At 64.2% G+C, this 25,551-nt stretch carries 23 protein-coding genes and 1 pseudogene; 18 read left to right on the top strand and 6 right to left on the bottom strand.

Features of this window, described 5'->3' with window-relative positions; translation table 11 throughout:
• Window positions 1–106: 106 nt before the first annotated feature.
• A complete protein-coding gene (locus BO1_RS37705; protein WP_043288245.1) occupies window positions 107–1,546 on the top strand; it encodes a coniferyl aldehyde dehydrogenase in 1,440 nt (479 codons plus the stop codon).
• A gap of 140 nt (window positions 1,547–1,686) precedes the next feature.
• A complete protein-coding gene (locus tag BO1_RS37700; protein ID WP_245644000.1) occupies window positions 1,687–4,500 on the top strand; it encodes a LuxR C-terminal-related transcriptional regulator in 2,814 nt (937 codons plus the stop codon).
• Window positions 4,501–4,781: 281 nt separating this feature from the next.
• Here the strand turns inward: BO1_RS37700 and BO1_RS54415 are convergent, their stop codons facing one another.
• Window positions 4,782–5,345 carry a TetR/AcrR family transcriptional regulator gene (locus BO1_RS54415; RefSeq protein ID WP_043288244.1) on the bottom strand — a complete coding sequence of 188 codons (564 nt, stop codon included), beginning with the start codon at window positions 5,343–5,345 and terminating at the stop codon, window positions 4,782–4,784.
• A 60-nt stretch (window positions 5,346–5,405) separates the two neighbouring features.
• Here BO1_RS54415 and BO1_RS37690 point away from each other — a divergent pair, with 60 nt between their 5' ends.
• From BO1_RS37690 to BO1_RS62160, 7 genes are all read left to right on the top strand, one after another.
• Entirely contained in the window at window positions 5,406–5,858 is a 453-nt protein-coding gene (locus BO1_RS37690; protein ID WP_028221994.1) for a monooxygenase family protein, read from the top strand.
• 683 nt (window positions 5,859–6,541) lie between these two features.
• Window positions 6,542–7,609 (top strand): ABC transporter substrate-binding protein, encoded by a 1,068-nt coding sequence (locus BO1_RS37685; RefSeq protein WP_052409743.1) that lies wholly within the window; start codon window positions 6,542–6,544, stop codon window positions 7,607–7,609.
• Between the two features lie 30 nt (window positions 7,610–7,639).
• Window positions 7,640–9,376, top strand: coding sequence for an ABC transporter permease (locus tag BO1_RS37680; RefSeq protein ID WP_052409742.1), 1,737 nt, complete (start codon window positions 7,640–7,642; stop codon window positions 9,374–9,376).
• Window positions 9,377–10,447: an ABC transporter ATP-binding protein gene (locus BO1_RS37675; RefSeq protein WP_028221991.1), complete on the top strand. Its 1,071-nt coding sequence runs from the start codon at window positions 9,377–9,379 to the stop codon at window positions 10,445–10,447.
• A gap of 85 nt (window positions 10,448–10,532) precedes the next feature.
• Window positions 10,533–11,138: a nitrile hydratase subunit alpha gene (locus tag BO1_RS54410; protein ID WP_218002847.1), complete on the top strand. Its 606-nt coding sequence runs from the start codon at window positions 10,533–10,535 to the stop codon at window positions 11,136–11,138.
• A gap of 8 nt (window positions 11,139–11,146) precedes the next feature.
• Window positions 11,147–11,797, top strand: a complete 651-nt coding sequence (gene nthB / locus BO1_RS37665) for a nitrile hydratase subunit beta (protein ID WP_028221990.1) — start codon at window positions 11,147–11,149, stop codon at window positions 11,795–11,797.
• Window positions 11,798–12,038: 241 nt separating this feature from the next.
• The gene (locus BO1_RS62160) at window positions 12,039–12,257 is read left to right on the top strand and encodes an alpha/beta fold hydrolase (protein ID WP_156992624.1); all 219 of its coding nucleotides are present in this window, start codon (window positions 12,039–12,041) and stop codon (window positions 12,255–12,257) included.
• A gap of 114 nt (window positions 12,258–12,371) precedes the next feature.
• Here BO1_RS62160 and BO1_RS37660 read toward each other — a convergent pair whose 3' ends face one another.
• Together BO1_RS37660 and tam are read right to left on the bottom strand one after the other, a co-directional pair.
• Entirely contained in the window at window positions 12,372–12,902 is a 531-nt protein-coding gene (locus BO1_RS37660) for a histidine phosphatase family protein (RefSeq protein ID WP_245643999.1), read from the bottom strand.
• 153 nt (window positions 12,903–13,055) lie between these two features.
• A complete protein-coding gene (gene tam, locus BO1_RS37655) occupies window positions 13,056–13,835 on the bottom strand; it encodes a trans-aconitate 2-methyltransferase (RefSeq protein WP_028221988.1) in 780 nt (259 codons plus the stop codon).
• 139 nt (window positions 13,836–13,974) lie between these two features.
• Between tam and BO1_RS37650 the strand changes: the two genes are divergently transcribed.
• Both BO1_RS37650 and BO1_RS58355 read left to right on the top strand, forming a co-directional pair.
• Complete coding sequence (locus BO1_RS37650) at window positions 13,975–14,871, top strand: LysR family transcriptional regulator (RefSeq protein WP_028221987.1); 897 nt, start codon at window positions 13,975–13,977, stop codon at window positions 14,869–14,871.
• Window positions 14,872–15,111: 240 nt separating this feature from the next.
• Window positions 15,112–15,444, top strand: coding sequence for a hypothetical protein (locus tag BO1_RS58355; protein WP_028221986.1), 333 nt, complete (start codon window positions 15,112–15,114; stop codon window positions 15,442–15,444).
• A gap of 34 nt (window positions 15,445–15,478) precedes the next feature.
• Here the strand turns inward: BO1_RS58355 and BO1_RS54405 are convergent, their stop codons facing one another.
• Entirely contained in the window at window positions 15,479–15,769 is a 291-nt protein-coding gene (locus tag BO1_RS54405; RefSeq protein WP_043288239.1) for a hypothetical protein, read from the bottom strand.
• 597 nt (window positions 15,770–16,366) lie between these two features.
• On the opposite strand from BO1_RS54405, the gene BO1_RS37635 reads away from it, so the two are divergent.
• The 4 genes and pseudogenes from BO1_RS37635 to BO1_RS37620 all read left to right on the top strand — a co-directional run bounded on the left by BO1_RS37635 (window position 16,367) and on the right by BO1_RS37620 (window position 19,867).
• Complete coding sequence (locus BO1_RS37635; RefSeq protein WP_028221985.1) at window positions 16,367–17,443, top strand: LLM class flavin-dependent oxidoreductase; 1,077 nt, start codon at window positions 16,367–16,369, stop codon at window positions 17,441–17,443.
• Between the two features lie 30 nt (window positions 17,444–17,473).
• Window positions 17,474–17,661: pseudogene (locus BO1_RS62155) on the top strand (hypothetical protein); the annotation flags it as partial.
• Window positions 17,662–17,666: 5 nt separating this feature from the next.
• Window positions 17,667–18,263 carry a cysteine dioxygenase family protein gene (locus BO1_RS37625; RefSeq protein ID WP_028221983.1) on the top strand — a complete coding sequence of 199 codons (597 nt, stop codon included), beginning with the start codon at window positions 17,667–17,669 and terminating at the stop codon, window positions 18,261–18,263.
• Window positions 18,260–19,867: a rhodanese-related sulfurtransferase gene (locus tag BO1_RS37620; protein ID WP_028221982.1), complete on the top strand. Its 1,608-nt coding sequence runs from the start codon at window positions 18,260–18,262 to the stop codon at window positions 19,865–19,867. The genes BO1_RS37625 and BO1_RS37620 overlap by 4 nt, the downstream gene beginning before the upstream one ends.
• Before the next feature lie 14 nt (window positions 19,868–19,881).
• Here BO1_RS37620 and BO1_RS37615 read toward each other — a convergent pair whose 3' ends face one another.
• Entirely contained in the window at window positions 19,882–20,793 is a 912-nt protein-coding gene (locus tag BO1_RS37615; RefSeq protein WP_028221981.1) for a LysR family transcriptional regulator, read from the bottom strand.
• Window positions 20,794–21,026: 233 nt separating this feature from the next.
• Between BO1_RS37615 and BO1_RS37610 the strand changes: the two genes are divergently transcribed.
• From BO1_RS37610 to BO1_RS37600, 3 genes are read left to right on the top strand one after another with little or no spacing between them, the layout of a single operon-like run.
• A complete protein-coding gene (locus BO1_RS37610; protein ID WP_028221980.1) occupies window positions 21,027–21,956 on the top strand; it encodes an ABC transporter substrate-binding protein in 930 nt (309 codons plus the stop codon).
• 25 nt (window positions 21,957–21,981) lie between these two features.
• Window positions 21,982–23,223, top strand: coding sequence for an acyl-CoA dehydrogenase family protein (locus BO1_RS54395; protein ID WP_043288234.1), 1,242 nt, complete (start codon window positions 21,982–21,984; stop codon window positions 23,221–23,223).
• Entirely contained in the window at window positions 23,220–24,317 is a 1,098-nt protein-coding gene (locus BO1_RS37600) for an LLM class flavin-dependent oxidoreductase (RefSeq protein ID WP_028221979.1), read from the top strand. The genes BO1_RS54395 and BO1_RS37600 overlap by 4 nt, the downstream gene beginning before the upstream one ends.
• Window positions 24,318–24,473: 156 nt before the next feature.
• Here the strand turns inward: BO1_RS37600 and BO1_RS37590 are convergent, their stop codons facing one another.
• Window positions 24,474–25,508: an ABC transporter substrate-binding protein gene (locus BO1_RS37590; RefSeq protein WP_028221978.1), complete on the bottom strand. Its 1,035-nt coding sequence runs from the start codon at window positions 25,506–25,508 to the stop codon at window positions 24,474–24,476.
• Between the last annotated feature and the right edge of the window lie 43 nt (window positions 25,509–25,551).

Below are 25,551 nucleotides of genomic sequence, written 5' to 3'. Positions count from 1 at the left end.
TTAAGGCCAAAGCAAAAGATCGCGACAGCGCCAAACCAAAGTTTGTTTAAACCCTGAACACCCGTCCGAACGAGACGGCCCCATTTGAACCCAAGAGACTATCAGCATGCCAAAGCATTTTAAATTGCCATCCGAGCCATCTGCCGAGCAGATCCGCGCCCATCTCGACGCCATGAAAGCTGCCCAGCTTAAAGAAGGGCCGCCTTCGGCCGCCCTCCGCCGCGACCGCATCGACCGCGCGATCGACCTGCTGCGCTCCCACAAAGAGGCGCTCGCCGACGCAATCAACGCCGACTACACCTGCCGAGGCAGACAACAAACGCTCCTGGCCGACATACTCGCATCAATCGAGGGATTGAAATTCAATCGCGAACACCTCGAAGCATGGATGTCGCAACCGGCAACGACAGAACCGTTCCCCGGCGTCAAAACCCGCGTCGAATATCAACCGCTAGGCGTCGTAGGCATCATCAGCCCGTGGAATTTCCCCATCGTGCTGGCCTTCGGCCCACTCGCCGGCGCCTTCGCGGCCGGCAACCGCGCGATCCTCAAGCCATCGGAACTGACGCCGCACACGTCGGCACTATTGGCCGAGCTAATCGCACAGTACTTCAACAGCGATGAACTGACCACCGTGCTCGGCGGCCCCGAAACCGGCGCAGCCTTCAGCGCCCAACCCTTCGACCACCTCGTATTCACCGGCAGCACGCAGGTAGCACACCACGTCATGCGCGCGGCATCCGAGAACCTCGTCCCCGTCACCCTGGAACTGGGCGGCAAGTCACCCGTGCTGGTGAGCCCGCACGCCGACCTGCAACGCGTCGCCGAACGCGTGCTGACCGTCAAGACCTTCAATGCCGGCCAGATCTGCCTCTCGCCCGACTATGTCCTGATTCCGGCCGATCGCGTGCGTGCCTTCGTGGCCCACGCCGAGGCCGCGGTGGCGCAGATGTATCCCACCATGCGCGAGAATCCCGACTATACGGCGATGATCGACGTGCGCGGCTTCGAGCGTCAGCTCGCGCTCGTCGAGGATGCCCGCCAGAAAGGCGCCAGCACCGTGAGCCTCGCCCCGCCCCACGAAGATCTCCACGATCCCGCCGTGCGCAAGATGGCGCCGACGATCGTTATCGGCGCCACCGACGCCATGCGCGTGATGAAGGAAGAGATTTTCGGGCCGGTGCTGCCTGTCGTGACCTACGAGACGCTCGACGACGCGCTTGCGTTCATCAACAGCCGTCCGCGTCCGCTCGCGCTCTACTACTTCGGCGACGATCCGGCCGAGCAGCAGCGGGTTGCGCGACGCACCACGTCCGGCGCACTGGTCGTGAACGACGCAATGACCCACGTGTTCTTCGACTCGCTGCCGTTCGGCGGGGTTGGCGCCTCCGGGATGGGCCACTACCACGGCGAATACGGCTACCGCACGTTCAGCCATGCAAAGCCCGTCGTATTCCAGAGCGCGGGCGGTGAATCGAACCTCCTGATGCGCGCGCCGTATCTCGCGCAAACGCAGGACGCCGTGAACGGGATGATCGCCGCATGACGTGTGCCCGACGTGCGCCAGGCGTATGATGGATCGAGCCGCCGCGTAGCGGCTCGCCAGTCCGTTGCGCCCCGCCCCGTTTCGGGCGGCCGGCGCGACGGCAAGAACAATGCCGAAAGATGCCCGGGAGACGTTCAACCGTGACGCAAGCGATGCCCGAAGCGATGCCCGTGACGAGGCCGCCCCTTTTGCTGGCGACGAAAGTCGTTCCGCCGCGCTTGCCCGCAGGCCTGATCGAGCGGCCCCGCTTCAACGCGTATCACGCGCGGCTGGAAACGCAGCGCCTCGCCATCATTAGGGCTCCTGCGGGATTCGGCAAAACCTCCCTCGCGCTGACGTGGCTCGACGCGTTGCGCATGCACGGCGCACGCGTCGCCTGGCTGTCTCTCGACGCGGACGACGACGAACCCGCGCGCTACTTTCATCATCTTGCCCACGCCTTGCAGCGCGCTTGCGGCATGGTGGGCGCTTCCGCAATCGGCTTGACCGCGGAGGCGACCTTCGTGCCCGCGAATTCGCTTGCCGCGGCGCTCATCAACGAACTGGCCGAAGTCGACGACGAGCTTTATCTGTTCATTGACGACTATCATCTGATCGGCGATCCCGCCATTCACGAGGCGATGTCGCGCTTCGTCCTCAACGTGCCATCCAATGTCCATGTCGTGATCTGCACGCGGGTCGCCCCGCCGCTGCCGCTTGCGAAGCTGCGTGCCGGCAACGAGCTTTGTGAAATCGACGCGTCGGCATTGCGGTTCAATTTCGACGAAACACGCCGCTTTGTCGAGCATGCGTTCCCCGGCAAGCTGCGCTCGGGCGAGCTCAAATCGCTGCACGCAACGACCGAAGGCTGGGCCGCCGCGTTGCGCCTCTCGGCCTCGGCGTTGGCCCGCGAGGAGCACCCGCATGGCTGGATGACGGGCTCGCCAGGCAGTGTGCCGACGGGCGCGTCGAAGCCGGTGTCCGACTACCTTGAAGACATCCTCGTGCACCTGCCGCCCGCGATGCACGCGTTCATGCTGCGCACCGCCATCCTCGAGCGCCTGTCCGCGCCGTTGTGCGAAGCGCTCACGGGCGTCGCGCGCAGCCAGGATATGCTCGAAAGCATCGTGGCCCGTCAACTGCTGCTTGAGCCGCTGGACCAGGAAGGACGCTGGTTCCGCTATCACAGGCTGATGGCCGAATACCTGCAGCGCCGCCTGCAGGACCGGCATCGCGACGAACTCGCGGGCTTGCACGACCGCGCCTGGCATTGGTACGCGCGCGAGGAGCAATGGACCGATGCGGTCAGGCACGCCATCGCCGCCGGCGCGACCGGCGAGGCGATTCGCCTGATGGAGCGCTGTGCGCAGTCGCTGCTCAAGCGCGGCGATCTGCTGACGCTGGTTGGCTGGCAACGCCAGTTCCCGGCCGATCTGATGCGCGCGCAAGTGACCGTCACGCTCGCGACCGCGTGGGGCACGGCGCTCTCCATGCGCTTTGACGAGGCCGCGCACCTGATCGACTCGATCGAGCGCGATGCGCAAACGCGCACTATCAGCGTCAAGCCGGATGCAAACCCGGACGCCAACCCGGTCACCAACGCCAACGCAAGCCCCGATGCCGAAGCGATCCTCTGGAGCTGTCTCGCCATACGCTCCGCGCTCGCGGCACTGCGGGACAATCCCGGGCCCGCGCTCGAACTCGCGCAGCGTTTCCTGAATGGACCGTCGACCGACGTCTGGACCCGCAATGCGGTTTCCAATGTCGTGCGCTTTTGCCACTGGAAGATGGGCCATCTCGAAGCGCTCTACGCGACACCGTGGATTCCCGACTCGCTCGAAGAAGACCAGCGCAGTGTCTTGTCAACGGTCTATCGGCTTTGCCTGCTCGGGCATGCGGAATTGCAGCAACTGCATGTTCCGATCGCGGCACGCCGGTTCGAAGAAGCGATGCAGCTCGCCGAGCGCCACGCCGGTCCGCACTCGGTCTCGGCTGCGCTCTGCGCGCCCATGGTCGCGCAGATTCACTACGAGCACGGCCGCCTGGACGAGGCCGAAGCGCTGCTCGTCGAGCTCATGCCGGTCATCGAGCGCGCCGTGCTGCTCGACAGCGTGCTGATTGCCTATCGCATCCTCGTGCGCATCGCCCAGGCGCGCCAGAATTATGCCGGCGCCCACCTGTTGCTCGATCAGGCGCAAGCGCTCGGCCAGGCGCGCGGCTGGACCCGCCTGCTCGCGGCCGCACTGGTTGAGCGCACGCGCCTCTATCTCGCCGAAGACCGCATCACCGAAGCCGCGGTGTGCGTGGCGGAACTGCGCCAGCTCGCACGCCCCGCCGAATCGTCCGCGTCCCCCGTCTCGCCCGAGATCGAGAACTATCGCGATCTCGCGGTTGCCCTTCTCGCGCTGAAGCGCCAGCAACTCTCCGAGGCGGCGGACGCGTCGCACGCGGCGCTCGCGCGCTGCGAACGCCTGCACGGCACCTGGCTCGCGGCGCGGCTTCGCACGGTGCTCGCCATGACGTGGCTCGCCGCTGGCGAGCACGAGCGCGCACTCGAGGCATTCCAGCAAGTGGCGCAGCTTTGCGCGCCCGCCGGCCTGTATCAATCGATTCTCGATCACGGCGCGGAAATCGGGCCGCTATTGAAGCTCGCACGCGAACGCTTTAGCGGCACGCCGCGCACCAGAGAAATTGCCGCGTGGCTCGAGCGCCTCGTCGATGGGTGGCGCGCGATCTACGAGCCGGACAGCCCATTACCGCGCGAAGGCGAACGGGAACCGCTGAGCGCGCGGGAACGCAAGATCGTCGAATTGATCGCGCAGGGGCAGTCCAACAAGGAAATCGCGCGCACGCTGGGCGTCACGCCTGAAACGGTCAAGTCCCACCTGAAGAACATTTTCGTCAAGCTGGCCGTGGACAAGCGTGCTCAAGCCGTCTCGCGCGCGCAGGCGCTCGGTCTGATCGGCCGTCACTAGTGTCCGGTTGTGCACCTGGTGAAAACGGTGCAATGACTCCCGTTGCCCGCTTCCATTTACTTCGCATAACGACATAAAGACTTTTTGGGTCTTTATGTCGATCGTTAGCGCCGCGCACAAGATTTTCGATCGCGGAAATCACGCAAGTGCTCGATTGCGCCGGGCCACCTCCATTGCCGCGGCGAGCGCGCCGGCCGCAATCCAGCGTATCCACCAACACGGAAAGCAAGGCCGCCAATCGTCAGGGCACAATCAGGATCGCATCGGCCACGCAAGCCGCATCAGGAGCGGCTGAGGTCGGGAGGCGCCGCCCTCAGCGCTTGCGCCACCAAGGCGATCGCCCCCCTCTCACCGCCCGGATCGGCCGGAATGCGTCCGTCGAGCGCCAACGTCGCCAACCCGTGCACCAGCCCCCAACAGGCGAGCGCCCCCGCCGCGGCCTGATCCGGCGCCAGTTCTGCCACCCGCCGCGCCATCAACCCATAAGCGCCCTGGCAATCCTCAAGCGCCAGGTCGAGGCCCGCCCCAGAGGCGAACATCAGCCGGAACAGCGCAGGATGCGCGCGAGCGAAACCCACATAGGCCAAGCCCTGTGCGGTCAGCGCTGCGTCCGGATCGTCCGCCGCATCGGCGCGTGCGGCGTCGGCCTCCAGCATGGCAAAGCCCTTGAGCGCGACGGCGCCCATCAGCGCCGCCTTGTCTTCGAAATGGCGATAGGGCGCCATCGCCGAAACACCCGCCGCCCGCGCAACTGCACGCAGACTCACATCGCTTTCATGCTGTTCGAGCAAGGCCAGCGCGCAATCGACCAGCCGGTCATGAAGGGACAATATGGAATCACTCATCGCTGTTTACACTGTAATCAAAAGGGTCTACGCTTACAGCGTAAACAGCAAGGAGCCGCCATGCAAGCCTCCGTTATCCGACGATCCGTCGACCTCAGCGCTTATCCGAATCTCGTGGTCATCATTCTGGGTTTTCGCGTCCGCCGCTTGCGCGGGATCGCCGCCCTGCTCGGCATCGGCAAAGGCCTGAGGCAGATCGAGTTGGACCCGCCAGCCGGATTGCTGTCGAGCGAGCAGTTCCTCTTCGCCCTCAACCATATCGGCATCCGCCAGTATTGGCGCGACCTGGAAAGCCTGGAAGCTTTTACCCGCAGCGAGCCACATTCGCGCTGGTGGCGCGACTTCCTGCGCGACAGTGGCGGCGCGGGCTTCTGGCACGAAAGCTATAGCCGCCAGGGAATGGAAGCGGTCTATATCGACATGCCCGGCCCTGTGGGCTTCGACCGCTTCGCGCCCGAGCGCCAGCCGACCGGCTCTTTTATGAGCGCGCGACGGCGGATGGCGGCGAGTTAGACCTGGGGCCTCGCCTTCGGCAAGAATGCTTTGGGCTGCAAATGGCGGCGTGGTCTTTCATGACGCTTCACCTGTATTTCAGCGCTGCGCATGCCGAATTTCACCTGCACGCGGAACAAGGTGCAACAGAGCGACATCGCGAACACTTTGACAAAGTGCGGTAGCGCACCCAATCTCTCGAGTTTTCAAATAATTTTTGTCAAAATCCGCGTCGATCCACCATTACGCGAGCACCGCCTTTTTGGCCTATTAAGGCTTCGCTCCTGCTTTCCGGATTCCTGGCCGTGAGTTCAATAGCCTCATTGTCTGACGACGTAGCGAAGTTCAAAGGCTTTTTTAAGGACTCCAATCACCTCCCCTTTTTCGGCCAGGCGCGATCGTTAAAAGAAAATAAGCTGATGTGAAAGCAATGTCGAGGCGTCGACCTGACACGACCCATGTCCCAGACCTGTTCGCCAAAATCGATTCGGCTAGTCCAAATCCTGACTGTCCTCATTCTGGGCTGACCTATACTCGATTTGCCTGCACTTCGGTTCGACGACGCACGGGGGTCGCCTGTTGCGCGGAAGCCGGCTGCACGTTTTGAACTGGCCGGGTGACGTTCACTCGGCCGGTTTTGTTGCATCCCTCGATCGGAGCGAACTGCAGCCGACCGACCACCGCTGCCTCAGAAGGGAATGACGATGAATACGGGCATTCGCCGTCGCGAACTCCTCATAAGTGGCGCGGCCGCAATTGCGCTTTCAGTTTGCCGGGACGTTGCGTTCGCTGACGTCGTAACAGCATCTCCGCACACGAGGGCTCTCTATGACGCCGCAAAAAAGGAGGGCGAGTTCACCTGGTACACCTCGCATTCGGACGATACAACTGCGCAGGCGGTTGCCCATGGCTTTGAATCGGCGTGGCCAGGGATCCGCGCAAACGTCGTTCGCACCACCGCGCAAGTGGCCTTCCAGCGCGTGGCAGAAGAACTCAAGGCGGGCGCCGTGCAGGTCGATGTGCTCAGTTCCACCGATATTGGACACTACGTCTATCTGAAGGAGCACAAGGCCCTCGCACAATACACACCCGAGAATGACGGCAAGGTGCTCGGGCTCTACCAGCACTATGATCCCGAGGGGTACTACTTCGTTACCTCAGCGGGCTTGATAGGCATGGTGCACAACCCTTCGCGCCTCAAGTCGGCCGATGCGCCCAGAAACTGGACCGATCTTACTGCACCAAAATGGAAGGACGGCATCGCATTGGGCCACCCGGGGTTCAGCGGCTACGTGGGAACCTGGGCGGTGATGATGCGCAAGCTCTACGGATGGCAGTACTTCGACGGCCTGGCGAAAAACAACCCACAGATCGGCCGGTCGATCAATGACGCCATCACGATGATCAACGTTGGCGAACGTCTGATCGCCGGAACCGCGCTGTTGGCGACTGCGGCGGAAAGCAGGCAAAAGGGCAATCCGCTCGCAATGATTTATCCCATCGACGGCACGGTGCTCATCCTTGCGCCGTCCGGAATCCTGAAGGATTCCAGACACCCGAATGCGGCAAGGCTCTTTATGGAGTATCTGTTAAGCGTCGAAGCATCGAAAATCTGGGTCGAACACTTCTTCGAGTCGATTCGTCCAGAAGTGCCCGCCGCCCCGGGCGTCAAATCGGCCAGTGAGCTCAAGGTGATACGTCCGGACAGCGACGAGATCGTCAAAGGAATCCCCGAGGTGATCGAGCAGTGGCGCAACACGTTCGGTGTGTAAATCGCGCTGCCAGGGATGGAGGCTATCACGATGAGCAAGCCGTTCGACAGGCAGCTTGATCGACCGACGGGGCCAGCGCCCGCAAACCGGTTGCGTCGCATCGAGCCTGGCATGGTGTTGTGGCTTGCCGTGGGCGCCGTGCTCGTCTTTCTCGTCACGTGCCCGTTGCTTCGGCTCGCGAGTGCGAGCCTGCAGGACCCGCAAACCGGCCAGCTTACATTGGCCAATTATCGTGATGCCTATGGCAGCGTGCGCAACCTGCACGCCCTGTTGAATTCGCTGGAACTCGGCATCGGCGTCGCCCTGTTGTCGTGCGTGTTCGGCTTGCCGATCGCCTGGGCGAATTCGCGTACCGACATGCCGGCCAAGTCCTTCGTGCGGCTGCTGGTACTAGGCGCTTTTGTCACGCCGCCCTATCTCAGTGCAATCAGCTGGATCCTGCTGGCCGGCCCCAATTCGGGATGGTTGAACCGGGCGTGGATGACACTGACTGGAGCCGGGCATGGTGTTTTCAACATCTACTCCATGCCTGGCCTCATTGTCGTGGTGGCAGCCACCTCGTATCCGTACGTATTCGTGTTCACGAACTCGGCGCTGGATCTGCTGTCGTCCGAGATGGAGGATGCCGCGAACATTCTCGGCGCCGGAATCTGGCGCACCGCGTTTCGCGTGACCCTGCCGCTGGTGCTGCCGGCCATCCTTGGCGGACTCATCGTCACGTTCCTCGAGGCTATTGCCTTGTTCGGCGCGCCGGCCATGATCGCACTTCCAGCGCGCTTCCACGTCGCCTCGACACAGTTGTGGCAGTTCTTCGATTATCCCGTGCGGGTCGAAGAGGCCGCAGCCTATTGCATGCCGTTGTTGCTTATCACCTTGCTGATGGTCTGGCTGCAACGTCGGCTCATCCGCCGCAAAGGATTCGTGGCAGTCACTGGCAAAGGCGGAGCGCGGCGACCGATCCGGCTCGGGCGCTGGCGCTGGGTGCTGCTTGCCCATGCCGTTCTGGTCGGCGCAATCTCAGTGATCCTGCCGGCCGTCACCCTGTTGCAGGCGGCATTCACGAAGGCATGGGCGCGTGGCCTTTCCCTCGACAATCTCACCCTGGGGAATTTTCGCTACCTGCTGGTCGAACAGACACAGGCGCAACAAGCAATCGTCAACACACTCCTCTATGCCGCCGCAACCGCGTTTGCTTCGATCGCGCTTGCGCTGATGATTGCCTACATGGAAAGCCGCAAGCTGGTTCGGTGGAGCGGTGCTTTGGCGTACCTGTGCATGACTCCGTTCGTCATCCCAGGCGTCGTACTCGCGATTGGATTCTACGCGGCCTACGCGGCGCCTCCACTGGCGCTGTATGGCACGGCGATGATCGTGATTCTGGCTTTCACTACCCGCTTTCTGCCGATAGCCTATACGTCATGCGCCGCGGGCATGCTCAGCATCCACCCGGAGATGGAAGAAGCGGTTCGCATACTTGGCGGCGACCGCCTCACAGCCATCCGCAAGGTACTTGCACCGGTGCTCAAGCGCAGCCTTGCAGGCACGTGGATTCTCGTCTTCATTCCCGCCGCGCGCGAGTTGTCGGTGGCCATCTTTCTTGTCGGGCCCAATACCAGGGTGATTTCGGTCATGCTATTCGACCTCTCCGAGGAAGGCAATTTCGAGCTATTGGCGGCGCTCGGCGTCATTCTTCTCGTGGTGTCTGTCGGGATTGCGGCGCTCGGATGGCGCATGATCGGGCGCGACTTCATGCTGCGGAGTCATTGAGTGAGCAAGCTGATCCTGCGCAGCATCGCGAAACGTTTCGGCGAAGCGCTGGCCGTCGATCATCTCGACCTGGCACTCGCTGAGGGCGAGTTCATTGCCCTCCTCGGGCCTTCAGGCTGCGGCAAGACGACGACGTTGCGGATGATTGCCGGCTTCACCGGTCCCGACGGTGGGACCATCGAGATGGACGGCTGCGTCTTGTCCTCTGCGAGCGCAGTCGTTCCGCCGGAACGGCGGCATATGTCCATGATATTCCAGAGTTATGCGGTATGGCCGAACATGACGGTCGAAGAGAATGTGGCGTTCGGGCTCAACCTGCGCCGCCTGCCGCGCGAAGACGTGCGCACTCGGGTGGGCGAAATGCTCGATGTCGTTCGACTGGCTCACCTGGCGCAACGTTATCCCGCCGAGCTCAGCGGCGGCCAGCAGCAACGTGTCGCGTTGGCTCGCGCCATTGTCATCCGGCCGTCCGTACTGCTGCTCGACGAGCCGCTTTCGAATCTCGATGCCTACCTGCGCGAGGAAATGCGCTTCGAGATCCGGAAGCTGCATGACGAATTCCACATCACCACGATCTACGTCACGCATGATCAATCCGAGGCCATGATGACGGCAGATCGCATTGCCGTGATGAATCAGGGACGACTGGAACAGGTCGACGATCCCCACACGCTCTACACTCGACCGAAAACGCGCTTCGTCGCACGATTCGTGGGCCGCACCAACTTCGTGGAAGGTTCATGCCAGGGCGATGAGATCGTGTTCGACCGGTTCAGCGTACCGCGTTGGGCATTGCCGGGCGGCCCGGCACTTACAGGCGAGGTCACCTTCTCCGTGCGGCCCCATACCCTGCGGCTCTCGCGAGAGGCATTGCACGGCATGGGCTCAGGTCCGCGTGTAGCGGTCAGGATTGTTCAGCGCGCCTACCTCGGTGAGTACTGGGACTATTCGGCGACACCGGTGGAGGGCTCGACGCGTCTTCATGTGAACGCCCCGCCATCGGACCGCTATGAAGTGGGCGAAGTGCTCTGGCTCGAGTTTGACCCCGCGCAGATGGCGGCTGTCGCATGAGCGCAGATTCGCAGCGATCCCAACGTGTATGAATGAATATCGAAGCCGGAACCCGACTGTGAGGGATGCAATGAATCGCTCATCCATGGAAACCCGTGTCGCTGCCCTCGAGACACTGCTGAAGGACAAGGGCGTACTCGCAGACGACAGCGTCGCCACCTATGCGCATCGGACCAGCGAAGAGTGGCTGCCGATCAACGGAGCAAGGCTATGCGCCAGGGCATGGCGCGACCCCGAGTTCAAGCAATTCCTGCTCGCCGACGGTAAGGCCGCCGCGGCGTCCATGGGGTTCGCGATGCCTGAGCATCACCGCAAGCTCGCGGTCAAGGAAAACACGCCGTCGGTTCACAACGTCATCTGCTGCACACTGTGCTCGTGCACCGCTTTCACGATCATCGGCATGGCGCCCGGCTGGTACAAGGACTTCGAATATCGCGCAAGCATCGTACGAGAAGCGCGCACTGTGCTCGCCGAGATGGGTCTGGTCCTTCGCGACGAGATCAAGATTCGCGTCTGGGACACGACAACCGATACGCGCTACATGATATTGCCATTGCAGCCGCCCTACACGGCAGGTTGGAGCGAGGAACGGCTCGCGAGACTCGTGACAAAGGAATCGCTGATCGGTGTGCAGCGTCTCGAGCCGCCCTTCCTTCCCGTTCAGAACCCGGATGCACTTCAAGGCCAATGAGAATCTCTATGGACGGCTTTCACGATATGGGCGGTCGACAAGGCTTCGGCCCGGTGGTGATGAACGACAAGCGCGAGCCATTCCATGATGAGTGGGAGGTCCGGGCGGCCGCTATCAGCGCACGGCTCATTGGTCAGCACGTGTACAACATGGACGAGTTTCGCCATGCCATTGAACGGATGGCGCCCCGGCACTACGTCTGCGCATCCTATTTCGAACGGACTTTCACTGCGGCCGCCACGCTGTGCTTCGAAAAAGGCCTGATCAGCCGCGAGGAACTGAACGCAGCCAGTGGCGAGTCTGTACCGCTCTCATTGCCGGCCAAGCCGGGCAGAGTGGCTCCCGATGATCTGCCGAAGCTGAAGATCGGCGATTGGGTCAAGGTGAAGAACGAATTCGTCGGTGGCCATACCCGCGCTCCCGCCTATGTTCGCGGCAAATGCGGCCAGATCGTGGATATCTCGCCGGCCTGTCCGTTTCCGGATGCGGCGGCTCACGATCTGGAGCCGGTGCCGCAGTGTACGTTCGATGTGCGCTTCAGAAGCGTCGATCTCTGGCCCGAGTGCTGCGACGAGGCCGAGGTCCACGTCGGGCTATTCCACGGCTACCTGGAGAAGGCACCTCTGCCAACGGCATCATACGGTAGCGATTCGGCATGACACATCCGTTGGCGCCTGCTGTGAGATTTCGAGCTACGCCGGCGACCCCGTGTTATCGTGACAAGCACTGTAACCGCGCATGAGAGGCAGGGAATGGCAAGGTGGCTCGCAATCGGCATAGCTATCGGCACCGTAGTTGGTGCAGCAACTGAAAACTTGGGTCTTTGGTCAACTTTGGGGGCAGCAATCGGCGCTGGAATTGGAGCGGGTGTGCAAAAGCGGCGCCCGTAGGTACGCGCCAATGAATCTATTTCGCGAAACATGGGTCGTTTCTGGCCCCTCGCAACTGGCGGTACAAGACTATGGCGGGACGGGCGCACTGATGCTCCTGCTTCACGGCGCAGGCCGTTCTGCTGCCGACTGGCTGCCGATGGCTCCAGTCCTTGCGAAGACCAGTCACGTGGTATCGATGGACCTGCGTGGTCACGGACGCTCAAGCACGGGTCCGATGGGCCCTTGAGGAAATCCTGGGCGACATCAAGGCGGTTTGTGTCGATACAGGATTCACCGCAAGTGTGAATGTGAGCCGCGCGGCGGGACGCGCCCGAGGGCAGCCGTTCGAGACCAGGCCGGATCAGCTCGACTCATCGCCAAATAACAGTTGTTGGGCAATGTTCTTGACCGGTAGCCCTGAAGGGCTACCGGCGCTGACCGGATAGTCGATTTGCCAAACGCGGTCGAAAACCGTGCCGGGCCACGGGTCCTGCGGCGGCTGGCCGCCCAGGCTCTGCGTCAGCGCAGGGATGTTGCCGTGATGCCAGCAGATCAACAAGACCTGTCCGCCATACTTGCCGTCCGAAAGAATCTTGGTGGCCAGCGTTGCATAATCGGCGTCCGCGATATCGGCCTTGATGTCGAGACCTAGCGCCTGCGCGAGAGGGGTCACGGTTTCGACAGGACGATTACTGTGTTTCGACGCCTGGGTGGCGAACACGGCATCGGGCTTGCCGAATGTCGCGATGAAGAATGGAGCGAGGGCCGCGGCTCGCTCATAGCCGCGCGTCGATAGATCGATGCCGTCCTGCGGATTATCGGTTGCCGGATCGCCGGGCTTTTCCGCGTGTCTGATGACGAAGACGGTCTTCGGATAGTTTGCTCCATTCATTTTCGCTCTCCCGCTACAGGTGCTTCCTTTCACGAAAGCTCATCCGGCCAGCGCCCTGGCCATCGTTCGGTGCCCAAAGGATAGCCCATGCCCACGTGTTAAAGAAGGTTCGCAAATATCGAAATCCCGCGTCGAACGACAGCTTTCACGCGATCACTTTCGGGTTGCGACGATGAAAAGGCGTGGAAACGGTAACAGGATCGTACCGTCGGCAAGCGCCGGATAACCGAGCGCGACTGCGTCGCGATATCGAGCGGTAAAGGCCGTGCACTCTTCGTCATTGAGCCTGGCGAGAAACGGTCGCAATGCGCTGCCCCTGAACCACTCGACGACCGCATCTGCGCCACCTCGCAACGGATGGTAGTACGTGGTGCGCCATACGTCGACGCGCGAACAGAGCGGGGACAGCAGCGCGAAGTAGCGACGCGCGTCGAACCGCTCCGTCCGTTCAACACGTCGCAGCTTTTCTGCCCAAGGCCCCGATGCGGCGACTTCGCGCATCAGTCGATGTGCGGGTTCATCGAGATTGTCGGGCATCTGGACGGCGAGGTGCCCGCCTGACGTCAGGTTGCCCAGCAGCCGCGGAAACAGCGTTTCGTGTGCGGGAAGCCATTGCAAGACGGCATTCGCGAGAATCAGGTCGTACGCGCCGGGTTCATCCCATGCGGCGACGTCCGCAACCTCGAACGGAAGGCCTGGCAAGCGCTCGCGTGCGGCCTCGATCATATCGGGCGACGCATCTAGCCCCCGTATTGCGGCGTCGGGTGCATGGGCCATCAGCAGTTCGGTGGAGTTGCCAGGTCCACAACCTGTATCGATCGCGGTGCGCACGGGTGTGCGTGGCACGGCAGCCAGGAGGTCTCTCACCGGTCGCGTGCGTTCACCCTCGAATTGTACGTATTGCTTAGCGTATTGATCGAGTCGCGTAGTCATGTTGCGCCTCCTTGTCGTGGTTGCATGGCGTGCCACATCCCAGGCGATGCGATCTGCACGTTGTTCGATGAAGCCGATTTTCCGATCCTGAGAGGGTTTAGTAAAATGAATTTATTATTGTTATTGATTCATAAATCTTATGAAAATTGACACACTGGGCGTTCAGGCGTTTGTCGCGATCGCGGACGGTGGAGGTTTCAGGCAAGCGGCCGAAATCCTCCACGTGACGCAAACCGCCATCACGCAGCGGCTGCGCAAGCTCGAAACATTCCTGGGCGTCGTACTCGTCGAGCGGACAACCCGGCGCACGACGCTTACCGAAATTGGACAGCGCTTCCTGCCTCAGGCGCGCCGACTGCTCAACGAACTTTCTGATGCGCTGACGGAAATTCGGGAAACGGGCCTGAGTCAGCGCGGCGATGTATCGATAGCGTGTGTGCCAACAGTCGGCGTGCAGTATCTGCCCCGGATCCTTCGCGCATTCTCCGTACGGCGACCGCACGATCGCGTGAGGATTCTCGATCACTCGTCCGCGTCGGTGATGGAATCCGTGCTGCGGCGCGAGGCCGAATTCGGGATCAGTATTGCGGGCCCCCAACATCCCGATCTCCAAAGCAGGCCGATTGCGACAGATCCTTACGTGTTGATCTGCCGCGACGATCATCCGCTGGCGAAGCGCAGACGCGTGCGCTGGGAGGCACTGCGGTCATATCCGTTGATCTTTGCGGGGGAAGTGAGCGGCAATCGGGGCTTGCTCGACGGGGCGCTGAAGACCAGCGGCGTAGCACTGCATTCGTTCTATGAGGTTCAGCGCAGTTCGACGGCGCTAGGGCTCGTCGCGGAGGGCCTGGGTGCCGCAGTGGTGCCCAGGCTCGCGATCCAGAAGAACGCCTACCCGATGGTCCGGTCGATTGAGCTGGTCGAGCCCTCGGTCTCACGCACGCTCTTGCTCCTTACACGACGGACCGCTCAGTTATCGCCGGCTGCACGCGCGCTATACGACATGATCATAGAACTGGCGGCTCAGTCTCCCTGACCAGGGTCGCGCGCATTCAGCTTGCCGGGCCTCTCACCTGGACAAGCAGCGATCGCCCACCACGTCGATCCCAACCCAATATCGCGCTGGCCAGGCTTTGCAGGAACACCCGACCTGGGGGATCCAATTCGTGTTGTGAAAACATCAAAGCCAGGCGGTCGTATTTTTGAAATGTTTTTTTTGAACCCATCATAGGGCAACGAACTTTGAATCAGATTTGCAGCGAAATGGGGGCATGTCATGGGCAGCGCGCTAGATTGGGCAGCAATCCCTCACAACAGCGATGGGGTCGTGTTCCAGGTTCGCGTGATTCGCGGACTTCAACGTTTTCATCTTCCACGCCGGGTGCTTGAGGAGGCTTTCGACTTGACACCTCATGCATCGGATGCCCGGCAGCTCGAACTCTTTTATCAGCACAAGACTCACATCCTGAGTCGGGCGATGCGCAAACGCCCGATTGCGGGCGCCGACACCGCTGCACTTCAGACGGTGGATTTCACCACGCTCGAGGAAGCAGGCCAGAGCGCGACCGCGTCTCTGCCGGAAACGCAAGGGTATCTGGCTTCAAACTGAAGAGCGGTTGATGAGAGCACGCAACGATGCGTGGTCAGGCATACGCGACCTGCACAAGGAACGTGGCGAAGTAGTCGTCGTCCAGCCATCCAGAAACATGCTTCGATGCCTCGATGCGCTGGATTTCCTTCTGTCCCTTATCGGTCACGATAGCAATCTGCAATGCCGGGAGGTACTTCGCACTGGGGGGAGGTTTCTGGTCAACGGTCTTGATCAGCCCGTGCGAGCGTAGGGAGGTGAAAATTGCCGGTCGCTTGTGCCACGGTATTTGTCGATACAAAGCAAGTCGAAGAGCTTCAAGTACAGCGCCATTCTTGAATTCCATGAGCGTCCCTCTGGTGATCGGCTGAATCGTCCTGCTAGCTCTGAATACGCACCGTAGCATATAAAACCGCTCTGTACGATGACACACACACAAAACCTTTCGCCCCCTCCGAAACGGACACTTTGCGCTGGGGCGACCACTGCCGGGGCTTTATGCATGGATGCAACGGTGAAGCAAGGCTCGAGTGAAGGTCGTCGTGCACGCACCATCGAGTATTCTTGCTCGCGCATGAGTGGCAGCGCAACGCTCGCGTGCCCAACTCGCCGCTGATCCATCGACCGATGGTGCGGCGGTCGTAGCCCGAGTATTCAGCGAACGTCACCTGGGTCCAGCCGAGGCGCGCCAGTGCGTATGAGAGGTCAGCAGGTTTCATGGCGAAATTGACAAAAAGTCCCACTCGGTCGGCCGCAATCGTGCGCCTCCTGTTCGAGTGACTGGCCCGCTCCCGCGCTGCCTTCCACATGCGAAGCTTGAATGTTTATACGCATTCAATATTTAAGATTCGCATGACCTGCTGCTAGTCTTCCCCAGTCGGGCACCCGCCCGGAGAGCCGTTCGCTTCGCATGGCGCGGCCCACTGTTCACGAGGGAGACAGCATGAGCATCGAATTCATCGGGATGATCCAGCAGCGCAAGGTGTCGGAGACGCACCTCGCCTCGGGCCCGGCGATCGACGTCGATTACGTCCGCAACTTCGCACAGGCGCACGAGCGCGCGGGTTTCGACCGCATTCTGGTGCCGCACAGCGCCGTCAGCCCCGACGCGACGCTCACCATCGCCTATGCGGCGAGCGTGACCTCGCGCGTGCACTTCATGCTGGCGCACCGTCCCGGCTTCGTGGCGCCCACGCTCGCCGCGCGCCAGATCGCCACGCTCGATCACTTCTCGGGCGGCCGTCTCGCCGTGCACTTCATCTCGGGTGGCAGCGACGCGGACCAGCGCCGCGACGGCGACTTTCTGGGCCACGACGAGCGCTACGCGCGCACCGACGAATATCTGCAGATCCTCAAGCGCGTGTGGACCGAGGAGAAGCCGTTCGACCACGCTGGCCGCTTCTATCGCTTCGAACAGGCGTGGTCGGAGGTCAAGCCGCGGCAGCAGCCGCATGTGCCGATCTATTTTGGCGGCGCGTCCGAGGCCGCACTCGCGGTCGCGGGCAAGCACGCCGATGTCTACGCGCTCTGGGGCGAATCGAAGCAAGGCGTCGCCGACCTGATCGCCCGTGTGCGCGCCGAGGCCGCGAAGCATGGCCGCAATGTGCGCTTTTCCGTTTCGTTCCGGCCGATCCTCGCCGACACGGAGCAGGCCGCCTGGGCGCGCGCCGAGCACATCCTGTCCGAAACGCGGCGCCTGCGCACCGAGCAAGGTCTCGACAAGGGCGCCCCGCTCCAGAGCGAAGGCGCACGGCGCCTGCTCGCCGCTGGCGGTGACGGTGTGCGCACCGATGAGCGCCTGTGGACCGCGGTCGCGAAGGAGATTGGTGGCCGCTCGAACTCCACGGCGCTCGTGGGCACGCCCGAACAGGTTGCGCAGACGCTCGCCGAGTATCACGCGCTGGGCGTGACCACGTTCCTGATTCGCGGCTTCGATCCGCTCGAAGATGCCACCGACTACGGCCGGGTGCTGATCCCCGCCACGCGCGAACTGACCGCGCGTGTGCGCGCCGCCGCGTGAAAGCCTGCTAGCCCGACTGCAAGGAACGCCATGAGCGCCACCGCCATCGCTGCCATCACCACCGGCGCGCCGCCCGCCGACCCGCGGCACGCGCCCATCCGCAGGTTCTGGTTCGACGACGACGGGAACGCCCCCTCTTCTGGGTCAATCCGCTTGGGCTGCATTTCGGACGCATGCGCGTCTCCAACCTGCTGCTCGTGAACCGGCATAGCGAGATCGACTGATGTCCCTCCACAAGCTACGCCGCTTCGTCGGCACGATTGCGCAGCTCGTCGAAGAGGCGCCGCACGAATCCAGACTCATCGAGCATGGGCTCGAAGCGCTGCGCGACCTCGTGCGCGTCGATGACTGGTTGCCCGACGCCTATGCCGTGCCCTCTCCCGAGCGCTATCAGCAATATCTGCTGCATGCGGATGCACGCCAGCGCTTCTCGGTGGTCAGCTTCGTCTGGGGACCGGGCCAGCAGACGCCCGTCCACGACCACACCGTATGGGGCTTGATCGGCGTGCTGCGCGGCGCGGAGTATGCGCAACCCTACGCGCGCGACGCCGCAGGCGCACTCTACGCGCACGGTGCCGAGGTACGGCTCGAACGCGGCGAGGTCGAAGCCGTCTCGCCGGCGATCGGCGATATCCACCGCGTGCGCAACGCCTACCCCGATCGCGTCTCGGTCAGCATCCACGTGTACGGCGCGAACATCGGCGCCGTGCGGCGCTCCACCTACCCGCTCGACGGGCCTCCTAGTGCCTTCATCTCCGGCTACTCGAACGACGTTCTCCCGAATCTCTGGGATCTCAGCAAGGAACCCGCCGCCTCATGAAATCATTCCCGACGCGCTCATACCAGGACGTGCGCGACACCCTGCTCGCCCGCCGCGAAATCGCGCTGCTCGACGTGCGCGAAGAAGATCCGCATGCGCAAAGCCATCCGCTCTTCGCGGCGAACCTGCCGCTCTCGAAGCTCGAGCTCGACGCATGGACGAAGCTGCCGCGCCGCGGCGTGCCGATCGTGCTGCTCGATGACGGCGAAGGTTTTGCACAGCGCGCGGCGGTCAAGCTCGACGCGCTTGGCTACACCGATATCGCCCTCTTCGATGGCGGCGTCGCGGGCTGGATCCGCGCGGGCGGCGAGGTGTTTCGCGACGTGAACGTGCCGAGCAAGGCATTCGGCGAATTCGTCGAGTCGGAACGCCACACGCCTTCGCTTTCCGCGGAGGCGGTCGAGGCATTGCTCGCGAGCGGCGAGCGCATCGTCATGCTCGACGCGCGCCGCTTCGACGAGTACCAGACGATGAACATTCCCGGCAGCATCAGCGTGCCGGGCGCGGAGCTCGTGCTGCGCGCCCGCGCGCTCGCGGCCGATCCGGCCACGCGCGTCATCGTGAACTGCGCGGGACGCACGCGCAGCATCATCGGCGCGCAGTCGCTCGTCAATGCGGGGCTGCCCAATCCCGTGGCGGCGCTGCGCAACGGCACGATCGGCTGGACGCTCGCCGGCCAGACGCTCGAGCACGGCAGCGCTCGCCAGTTCGATCCGCAGGCGGGACGCGACGCGGCCACGCTCGCGCAGTCTCGAGACGCCGCGCGAGCGCTCGCCGGGCGCGCCGGGGTGGGACGCACGACGCTCGATGAAGCCGCGCGCTGGGCCGAAGAGGCGTCGCGCACCACGTATCGCTTCGACGTGCGCACGCCTCGCGAATACGACCACGCGCACGCGCCGGGCTTCCAGGGGGCGCCCGGCGGCCAGCTCGTTCAGGAGACCGACATGTTCGCGCCCGTGCGCGGCGCGCGCGTGGTGCTCTTCGACGACGACGGCGTGCGCGCGAACATGACCGCATCATGGCTCGCCCAGATGAATATCGACGTCTACGTCGTTGACGAAGCGCGCGCCGCCGATCTTGCTGAAGCAGGCGCATGGCGCGCACCGCGGCCTGCCGCCGCGAGCGTCGCGTCGATCACGCCCGCAGCGCTCGCCGCGCGTCTGGCCGAGGCCGGGCACGGTACCGTCGTACTCGATTTCACGTCGAGCGCGAACCACGTGAAGGCGCACATTCCAGGCGCATGGTGGGCGCTGCGCTCGCACCTCGCGCCCGGCTTCGAGGACCTGCGCGCATTGCCCGACGCGAAGCGTTATGTCGCCGTCTGCATGACGAATGGGCTCGCACCGTACGCCGCGCCCGAAATTGCGGCGCTCACGGGCAAGCCGGTCGAGGTGCTCGAGGGCGGCACGGCGGCGTGGATACGCGCCGGCCTGCCCGTGGAGAGCGGCGACGCGCATCTGGCCTCGCCGCGCATCGACCGCTATCGACGCCCTTACGAGGGCACCGACAACGCGCGCGAGGCGATGAACGCCTACCTCGAATGGGAATATGGTCTCGTCGCGCAACTCGGGCGCGACGGCACACACGGATTCTTCGTGATCTGAGCAAGGCGCGCGTTTCAGGCCGCGCGCGCGAGCCGCGCGGCCTTGAAGCTGCGCGCGATGCTCTGCGCGAGCACCGCGAGCGCCGATTCCATCTTGCCGATGGCGCGCGAGCGCACGATCCATACGGCGATCTCGGGCTTGAAGTCGCTCATCTGCACGATGTCCAGCGATGCAGCGTGGACACTCGCCGCTACGAGCGGCTGCGGCACGAGCCCGAGTCCGACACCATCCGCGACGAGGCCGAGCTGCAAGCCGGTGCCGAGCGTTTCAAGATTCAGCTTGAGCACATGCCCCTGCGCCGCCAGCGCATGCTGCAGGCCCGCCCGAAAACCGCAACCGTCCGGATTGAGCACCCAGCCGAGCGACTGGCATTCGGCGAGCGTATGCGCGCGGCGCTTGAGCAAGCCTTTTTGCGCGACCACGGCGAGCTTGAGCGAGCCGAGCGATTCGCCCGCGAGCGATTCCGGCAATGCGCGATTCGCGGGCAGCAGCACGACGGCCGCGTCCAGCTCGCCGTCCTCCACCTTTTGCAGGAGCGGCGCCCCCCATCCCGTAGTGACGCGCGCCTGCAATTCCGGATGCGCGTGACGCAGCGCCTGCAGCGCTTCGAGCATCGCAATGTCGGCGACGGTCTGGGCGACGCCGAGACGCAGCACGCCCGCGAGCGGCGCCCCGTCGTTCACGAGTAGCCGCAGCGCATCGATCTCGCGCACGATCGCGCGGCACTGGTCATAGACGGCGCGACCCATCGGCGTCGTGCGCATGGGCTTGGTGTTGCGGTCGAGCAGCGCCACGCCCAGCGCCTCCTCGAAGTTCTGGATGCGCCGCGTCACGGCCGGCTGGGTCAGCTCGAGCCGCTCGGCCGCCTGGCTCAGCGACTCGCTGCGCACGACGGCGACGAAGGCTTCGATCTCGTCGAGTTTCATGATGGTTTCCTGCGGCTGCGGCTGCGGATGCGTATTTGCCCGTTGTTGTGATTGCGTAGCTTAGCGTCTTGCCGCCATGCGCTCAAGCATCGAGCCCATCTCGTTCCATTTCTCTCCATTTGCTTCATGCATATTTGGATAGAAGAAAAATGCGTTTGCCTTATGGAGACGCGCTCCTTATCGTCACCATTTCAGCATTCTCTTTGCCCCACGCATCATTCGAGGATACTTTCATGCGCCGTATTTATGCCAGCCTGCTCTTTGCGCTCACCGTCACGCTGCCGTTCGGCACATCGGCCGCCACGCTCAAGGTAGGCGACCAGCAGCTTCAGACGCGCGGCATTCTCGAAGCATCGGGCCAGTTGAAGGACGTGCCTTACCCGATCGAATGGTTCAACTTCCCCGCCGCGCAGCCGCTTGGCGAAGCGCTCAACGCGGGCGCCATCGACGTGGGCGGCCTGGGCGACGCGCCCCTCATCTTCGCGTATTCGGCCGGCGCAAAGATCCGTGCGGTCTCGGCCACGCGTTCGACACCGGTCGATCTCGCGATCGTCGTGCCCGCCGGCTCGCCCATCCGCAACGCCGCCGACCTGAAGGGCAAGCGCATCGCCACGACGCGCGGCTCGATCGGACACTATCTTGCCGTGGCGACGCTCGAGCGCGCGAATCTCAAACTCACCGACGTGACCTGGGCCTACATGCAGCCCGCCGACGCGCGCGCGGCGCTTGCATCGGGCACCGTGGATGCGTGGTCCACGTGGGACCCGTACGTGGCGCTGACCGAGGCGCGCGACCACGCGCGCAGCATTGCGAACGGCGTGGGCCTCTCCTCGGGCCTCAGCTTCGAGGCGGCGACCGACACGGCGATCCGCGATAAGCACGCCGAACTCGCCGATTTCCTGCGCCGCGTCGCGGCGGGCCAGCGCTGGGCGCTCTCGCATCCCGACGAAGTCGCGGCAATCCAGTCTCGCGTGACCGGCCTGCCGGCCGACGTGCTGAAGACCGTCTATCAGCGCGCGCAGCTGCATCCGGTGCCGATCGACGACAGCCTGATCGCCGAGCAGCAGCGCACCGCCGATCTCTACCTGCGCGCGAACGTGATCAAGGCACGCCTGAACGTCGCGCCGAGCTTCGACAGGCAGTTCTCGCCCAGCGCGCCATGACCCGACGACTCCATCCGGACTCCTGATGACACACCGACCTCCCGAGACTGTCCTCGCCGGCGTCGAGCGCGACCCGGGCGCCCTCGCCGCGCTGGCCGATCTCGACTCCGACGCCGCCGCGTGCTGGCTCGCCGACCTGAGCGCGGAATTCGCGCGGGGCGCAGCCGCGCTCGACGCTGGCCCGCACTTTCCGCACGACAATCTTGCGCGCCTGCGCCGCGCGGGCCTCCTCTCGCTCACCGTGCCGCGCGCGCTCGGCGGGCGCGAGGCGACGCTCGCGCAAGCGCTGCGCGTGGTGCGGGCGATTGCGCGCGGCGAGCCGTCCACGGCGCTCATCTTCGTGATGCAGTGCCTCTATCACCTGCGGCTCCAGGCCAATCCGAACTGGCCTGCTGCGCTGAAGGAACGGGTGGCGCGCGACGCCGTCGAACGCGGCGCGCTCATCAACTCGCTGCGCGTCGAGCCCGAGCTGGGTTCGCCTTCGCGCGGCGGACTGCCCGCAACGGTCGGCCGCCGCGACGGCGAGCGCTGGATCCTCAACGGACGCAAGCTCTACTCCACCGGCAGCCCCGGCCTCACGTGGCTCGCCGTCTGGGGCCGTACCGACGAGGCCTCGCCGCGCGTCGGCACGTGGCTCGTGCACCGCGACTCGCCGGGTGTGCGCATCGGCGCGCCGTGGAATCACCTGGGCATGCGCGCGACGGGCAGCCACGAGGTGATCTTCGAAAACGTCGCGGTGCCGCTCGAACACGCCGTCGATCTGCAAACGCCTGGCCCCGCGAACGGCATGGACCCCGTGACCGCCCTGTGGATGAACGTCCTGTTGCCCGCGATCTACGACGGCGTGGCGCGCGCCGCACGCGACTGGTTCGTTCAGTGGGCGGCGCACCGCGTGCCTTCCGGGCTCAACGCGCCGCTTGCAAGCCTCGACAGCTACCGGCAGAGCGTGGGCCGCATCGACGCGCTGCTGCTCACCAACCGCGTGCTGCTCGACGCAGGCGCCGTGGGCGCGGTGCCCGTGGGCGAAGCGCAAGCGATCAAATACCTCGTGAGCCGCAACGCGATCGATGCCGTCGAGATCGCGCTGGAGGCGAGCAGCAACCCGGGCCTCTCCCGCGACAATCCGCTCGAGCGGCACTATCGCGACGTCCTCTGCGCGCGCATCCACACGCCGCAGAACGACACCGTGCTCGGCAATCTCGGCCGCGCCGCCTTTGCGGCGCACGTGGCCGCCCCGTCCCGCGACCGACAAGGAAATCCATCATGAGCATCGAATTTATCGGCTATGTCAGTCATCAGGAGTCCAGCGAGATTCATTTGCCCGAAGGGCCGGCCGTCAACCCGCCGTGGATCGCGGCGGTCGCGCAGGCGCACGAGTACGGCGGCTTCGACCGCGTGCTCATTGCGCATTCGAGCGCCTCGCCCGACGGCTTCCAGATCGCCTCGTTCGTCGCGCAGCAGACGCGCCGCCTCGGCATCCTGCTCGCCCACCGCCCCGGCTTTGTCGCGCCGACGCTCGCCGCGCGCCAGCTCGCCACGCTCGATCACTTCAGCGCGGGCCGCGCCGCCGTGCACATCATCTCCGGGGGCGACGACACCGAGCAGCAGCGCGATGGCGACTGGCTCCCGCACGACGAACGTTATCAACGCACGGACGAGTATCTCGACGTCGTGAAGCGCGCGTGGACCAGCGACACGCCGTTCGATCACGAAGGCACGCACTACCGCATCGCGGGGCACCGCTCGCAGGTGCGGCCCGTTCAGCAGCCGCATCTGCCGATCTATTTCGGCGGCTCGTCCGATGCGGCCATTGCCGTCGCCGGCAAGCATGCGGACGTGTTCGCACTGTGGGGCGAGTCGCTCGACGCCGTGCGCGAAACCATCGCGCGCGTACGCGCCGCGGCCGCCGTGCATGGCCGCGCCGGGCACATCCGCTTCAGCCTCTCGCTGCGCCCGATTCTCGCGGAGACGGAAGACGCCGCATGGGCGCGCGCCGAATCGATTCTCGCGCGCGCAGAAGATGTGGTCGCGCGCTCGCCCAACTTCACTCGCCGTCCGAAGGATCCGCAAAACATCGGCTCGAAGCGCCTGCTCGCCGAAGCAGCGAAAGGCCATGTCGTCGATACGCGGCTGTGGACCGGCATCGCCGCACTCACCCGCGCGGCCGGGAACTCGACGGCGCTCGTCGGCGCGCCGCAGCAGGTCACGGACGCGCTGCTCGAATATCACAAGCTCGGCGTCTCGACGTTCCTGATCCGCGGCTTCGATCCGCTCGAAGACGCGCTCGCCTATGGCCGTGACCTGCTGCCGCTCGTGCGCGCAGCCGTCGCGAAGGAAGCGGCCGCGCGTCAGGCGGCTTGAGGCCGGCGCTTGAGGGCGGTTATGCGGCGCCCTGGCCGCCGCGCCAGACGAAGCGCGGCGGCACGAACGCTTCGGCCGCTGCGGCCTCCCAGCGCGTCACGCGCGCGGCACGACGGCACTGCGCGCTTCGATTGGGGCTTGCCGCATGGGCTCTCCTCAAGCCAGCACGTCCGCAAAAACGCGCGACGCGAAATGGCTCGAATCGGTGCCCGCGTTCACCACGCCCACCGTCTTCAGATCGTCGGCATAGAGCGCGATCTCCTTGCGAAAGGCGTCGCCCACCGGATGATGGCGGTCCGTGTGGCTCCTGAGCATCGCGGCGAGCTGCCCCACGTCCGCCTTGGGCGCGTAGGCCGAGAAGATCTTTGCCGCGTCGTCGGGGTGGTTGGCCGTCCACTCGGTCGCCTCGATGAGCGCCTGCGTCAGTGCCTGCGCCGTCGCACGGTCCTTGCGGATCAGCGAGCCGCGCACGCCCAGCACGCAGCACACGCGGTTCGCGTATTCGCCGCAGAGGTTGTTCGAGACTTCGGAAAGGTGATCCGACTCGCGCAGCGTCCAGATGGTCGGATCGCCGTCGGCGATCGCCTGCACTTCGCCCTTTTTCAGCGCCTCGCCAAGCAGGTTGGCCGGGTACTGGCGCCAGCGCACATCGTTGTCCGGATCGACGCCGATCTTCTTGAGCGTGATCGCGAAGAAGTTCTTCGCCGGGCTCGCCATGTCGCTCACGCCGACCGTGCGGCCTTTGAGGCCGGCGAGATCGACGATGCCCGAGCTTTTCGTCGCGAGCAGGCGCATGCAGCCACCGTGAATGCCCGCGGTGAGCTTGACGTCGAAGCCCTGCTCGAGCGGCTTGATCCAGCGCAGCGCCATACCCACGCCCGCATCCGATTTGCCCGTGGCGATCGCCTCGAGCAGCTGGTCGGTCGAGCCCGCGAAGTTGACGAGCTCGACGTCGAGCCCACGCTTGCGGAAAAAGCCCTGCGTCAGCGCAACCGGCACCGGCGCGGTGCAGATCGCGCCCGCGTTCCACGAGAGCTTGAGCGACTTCGCGCCTTCGTCGGCGAGCGCGCGCGTCGTCGGCAAGCCAAAAGAAAGGCCACCCATTGCGGCGGCCCCCGCCGTCAGCGCGGTCTTGCGCAGCCACTCACGGCGCGCGGGTCTGAGCGGCGCGCGTTCGTCGATCGGATTCATTGTCGTATCAGTTCCGTTGGAATGAGTTGGAGAAGACCGCGGC

It is taken from the genome of Paraburkholderia oxyphila NBRC 105797, from assembly GCF_000685075.1.
Taxonomy (GTDB): domain Bacteria; phylum Pseudomonadota; class Gammaproteobacteria; order Burkholderiales; family Burkholderiaceae; genus Paraburkholderia; species Paraburkholderia oxyphila.
Note: the sequence above shows the minus strand (reverse complement) of the source record. Positions and strands in the feature narration are given on the sequence as shown.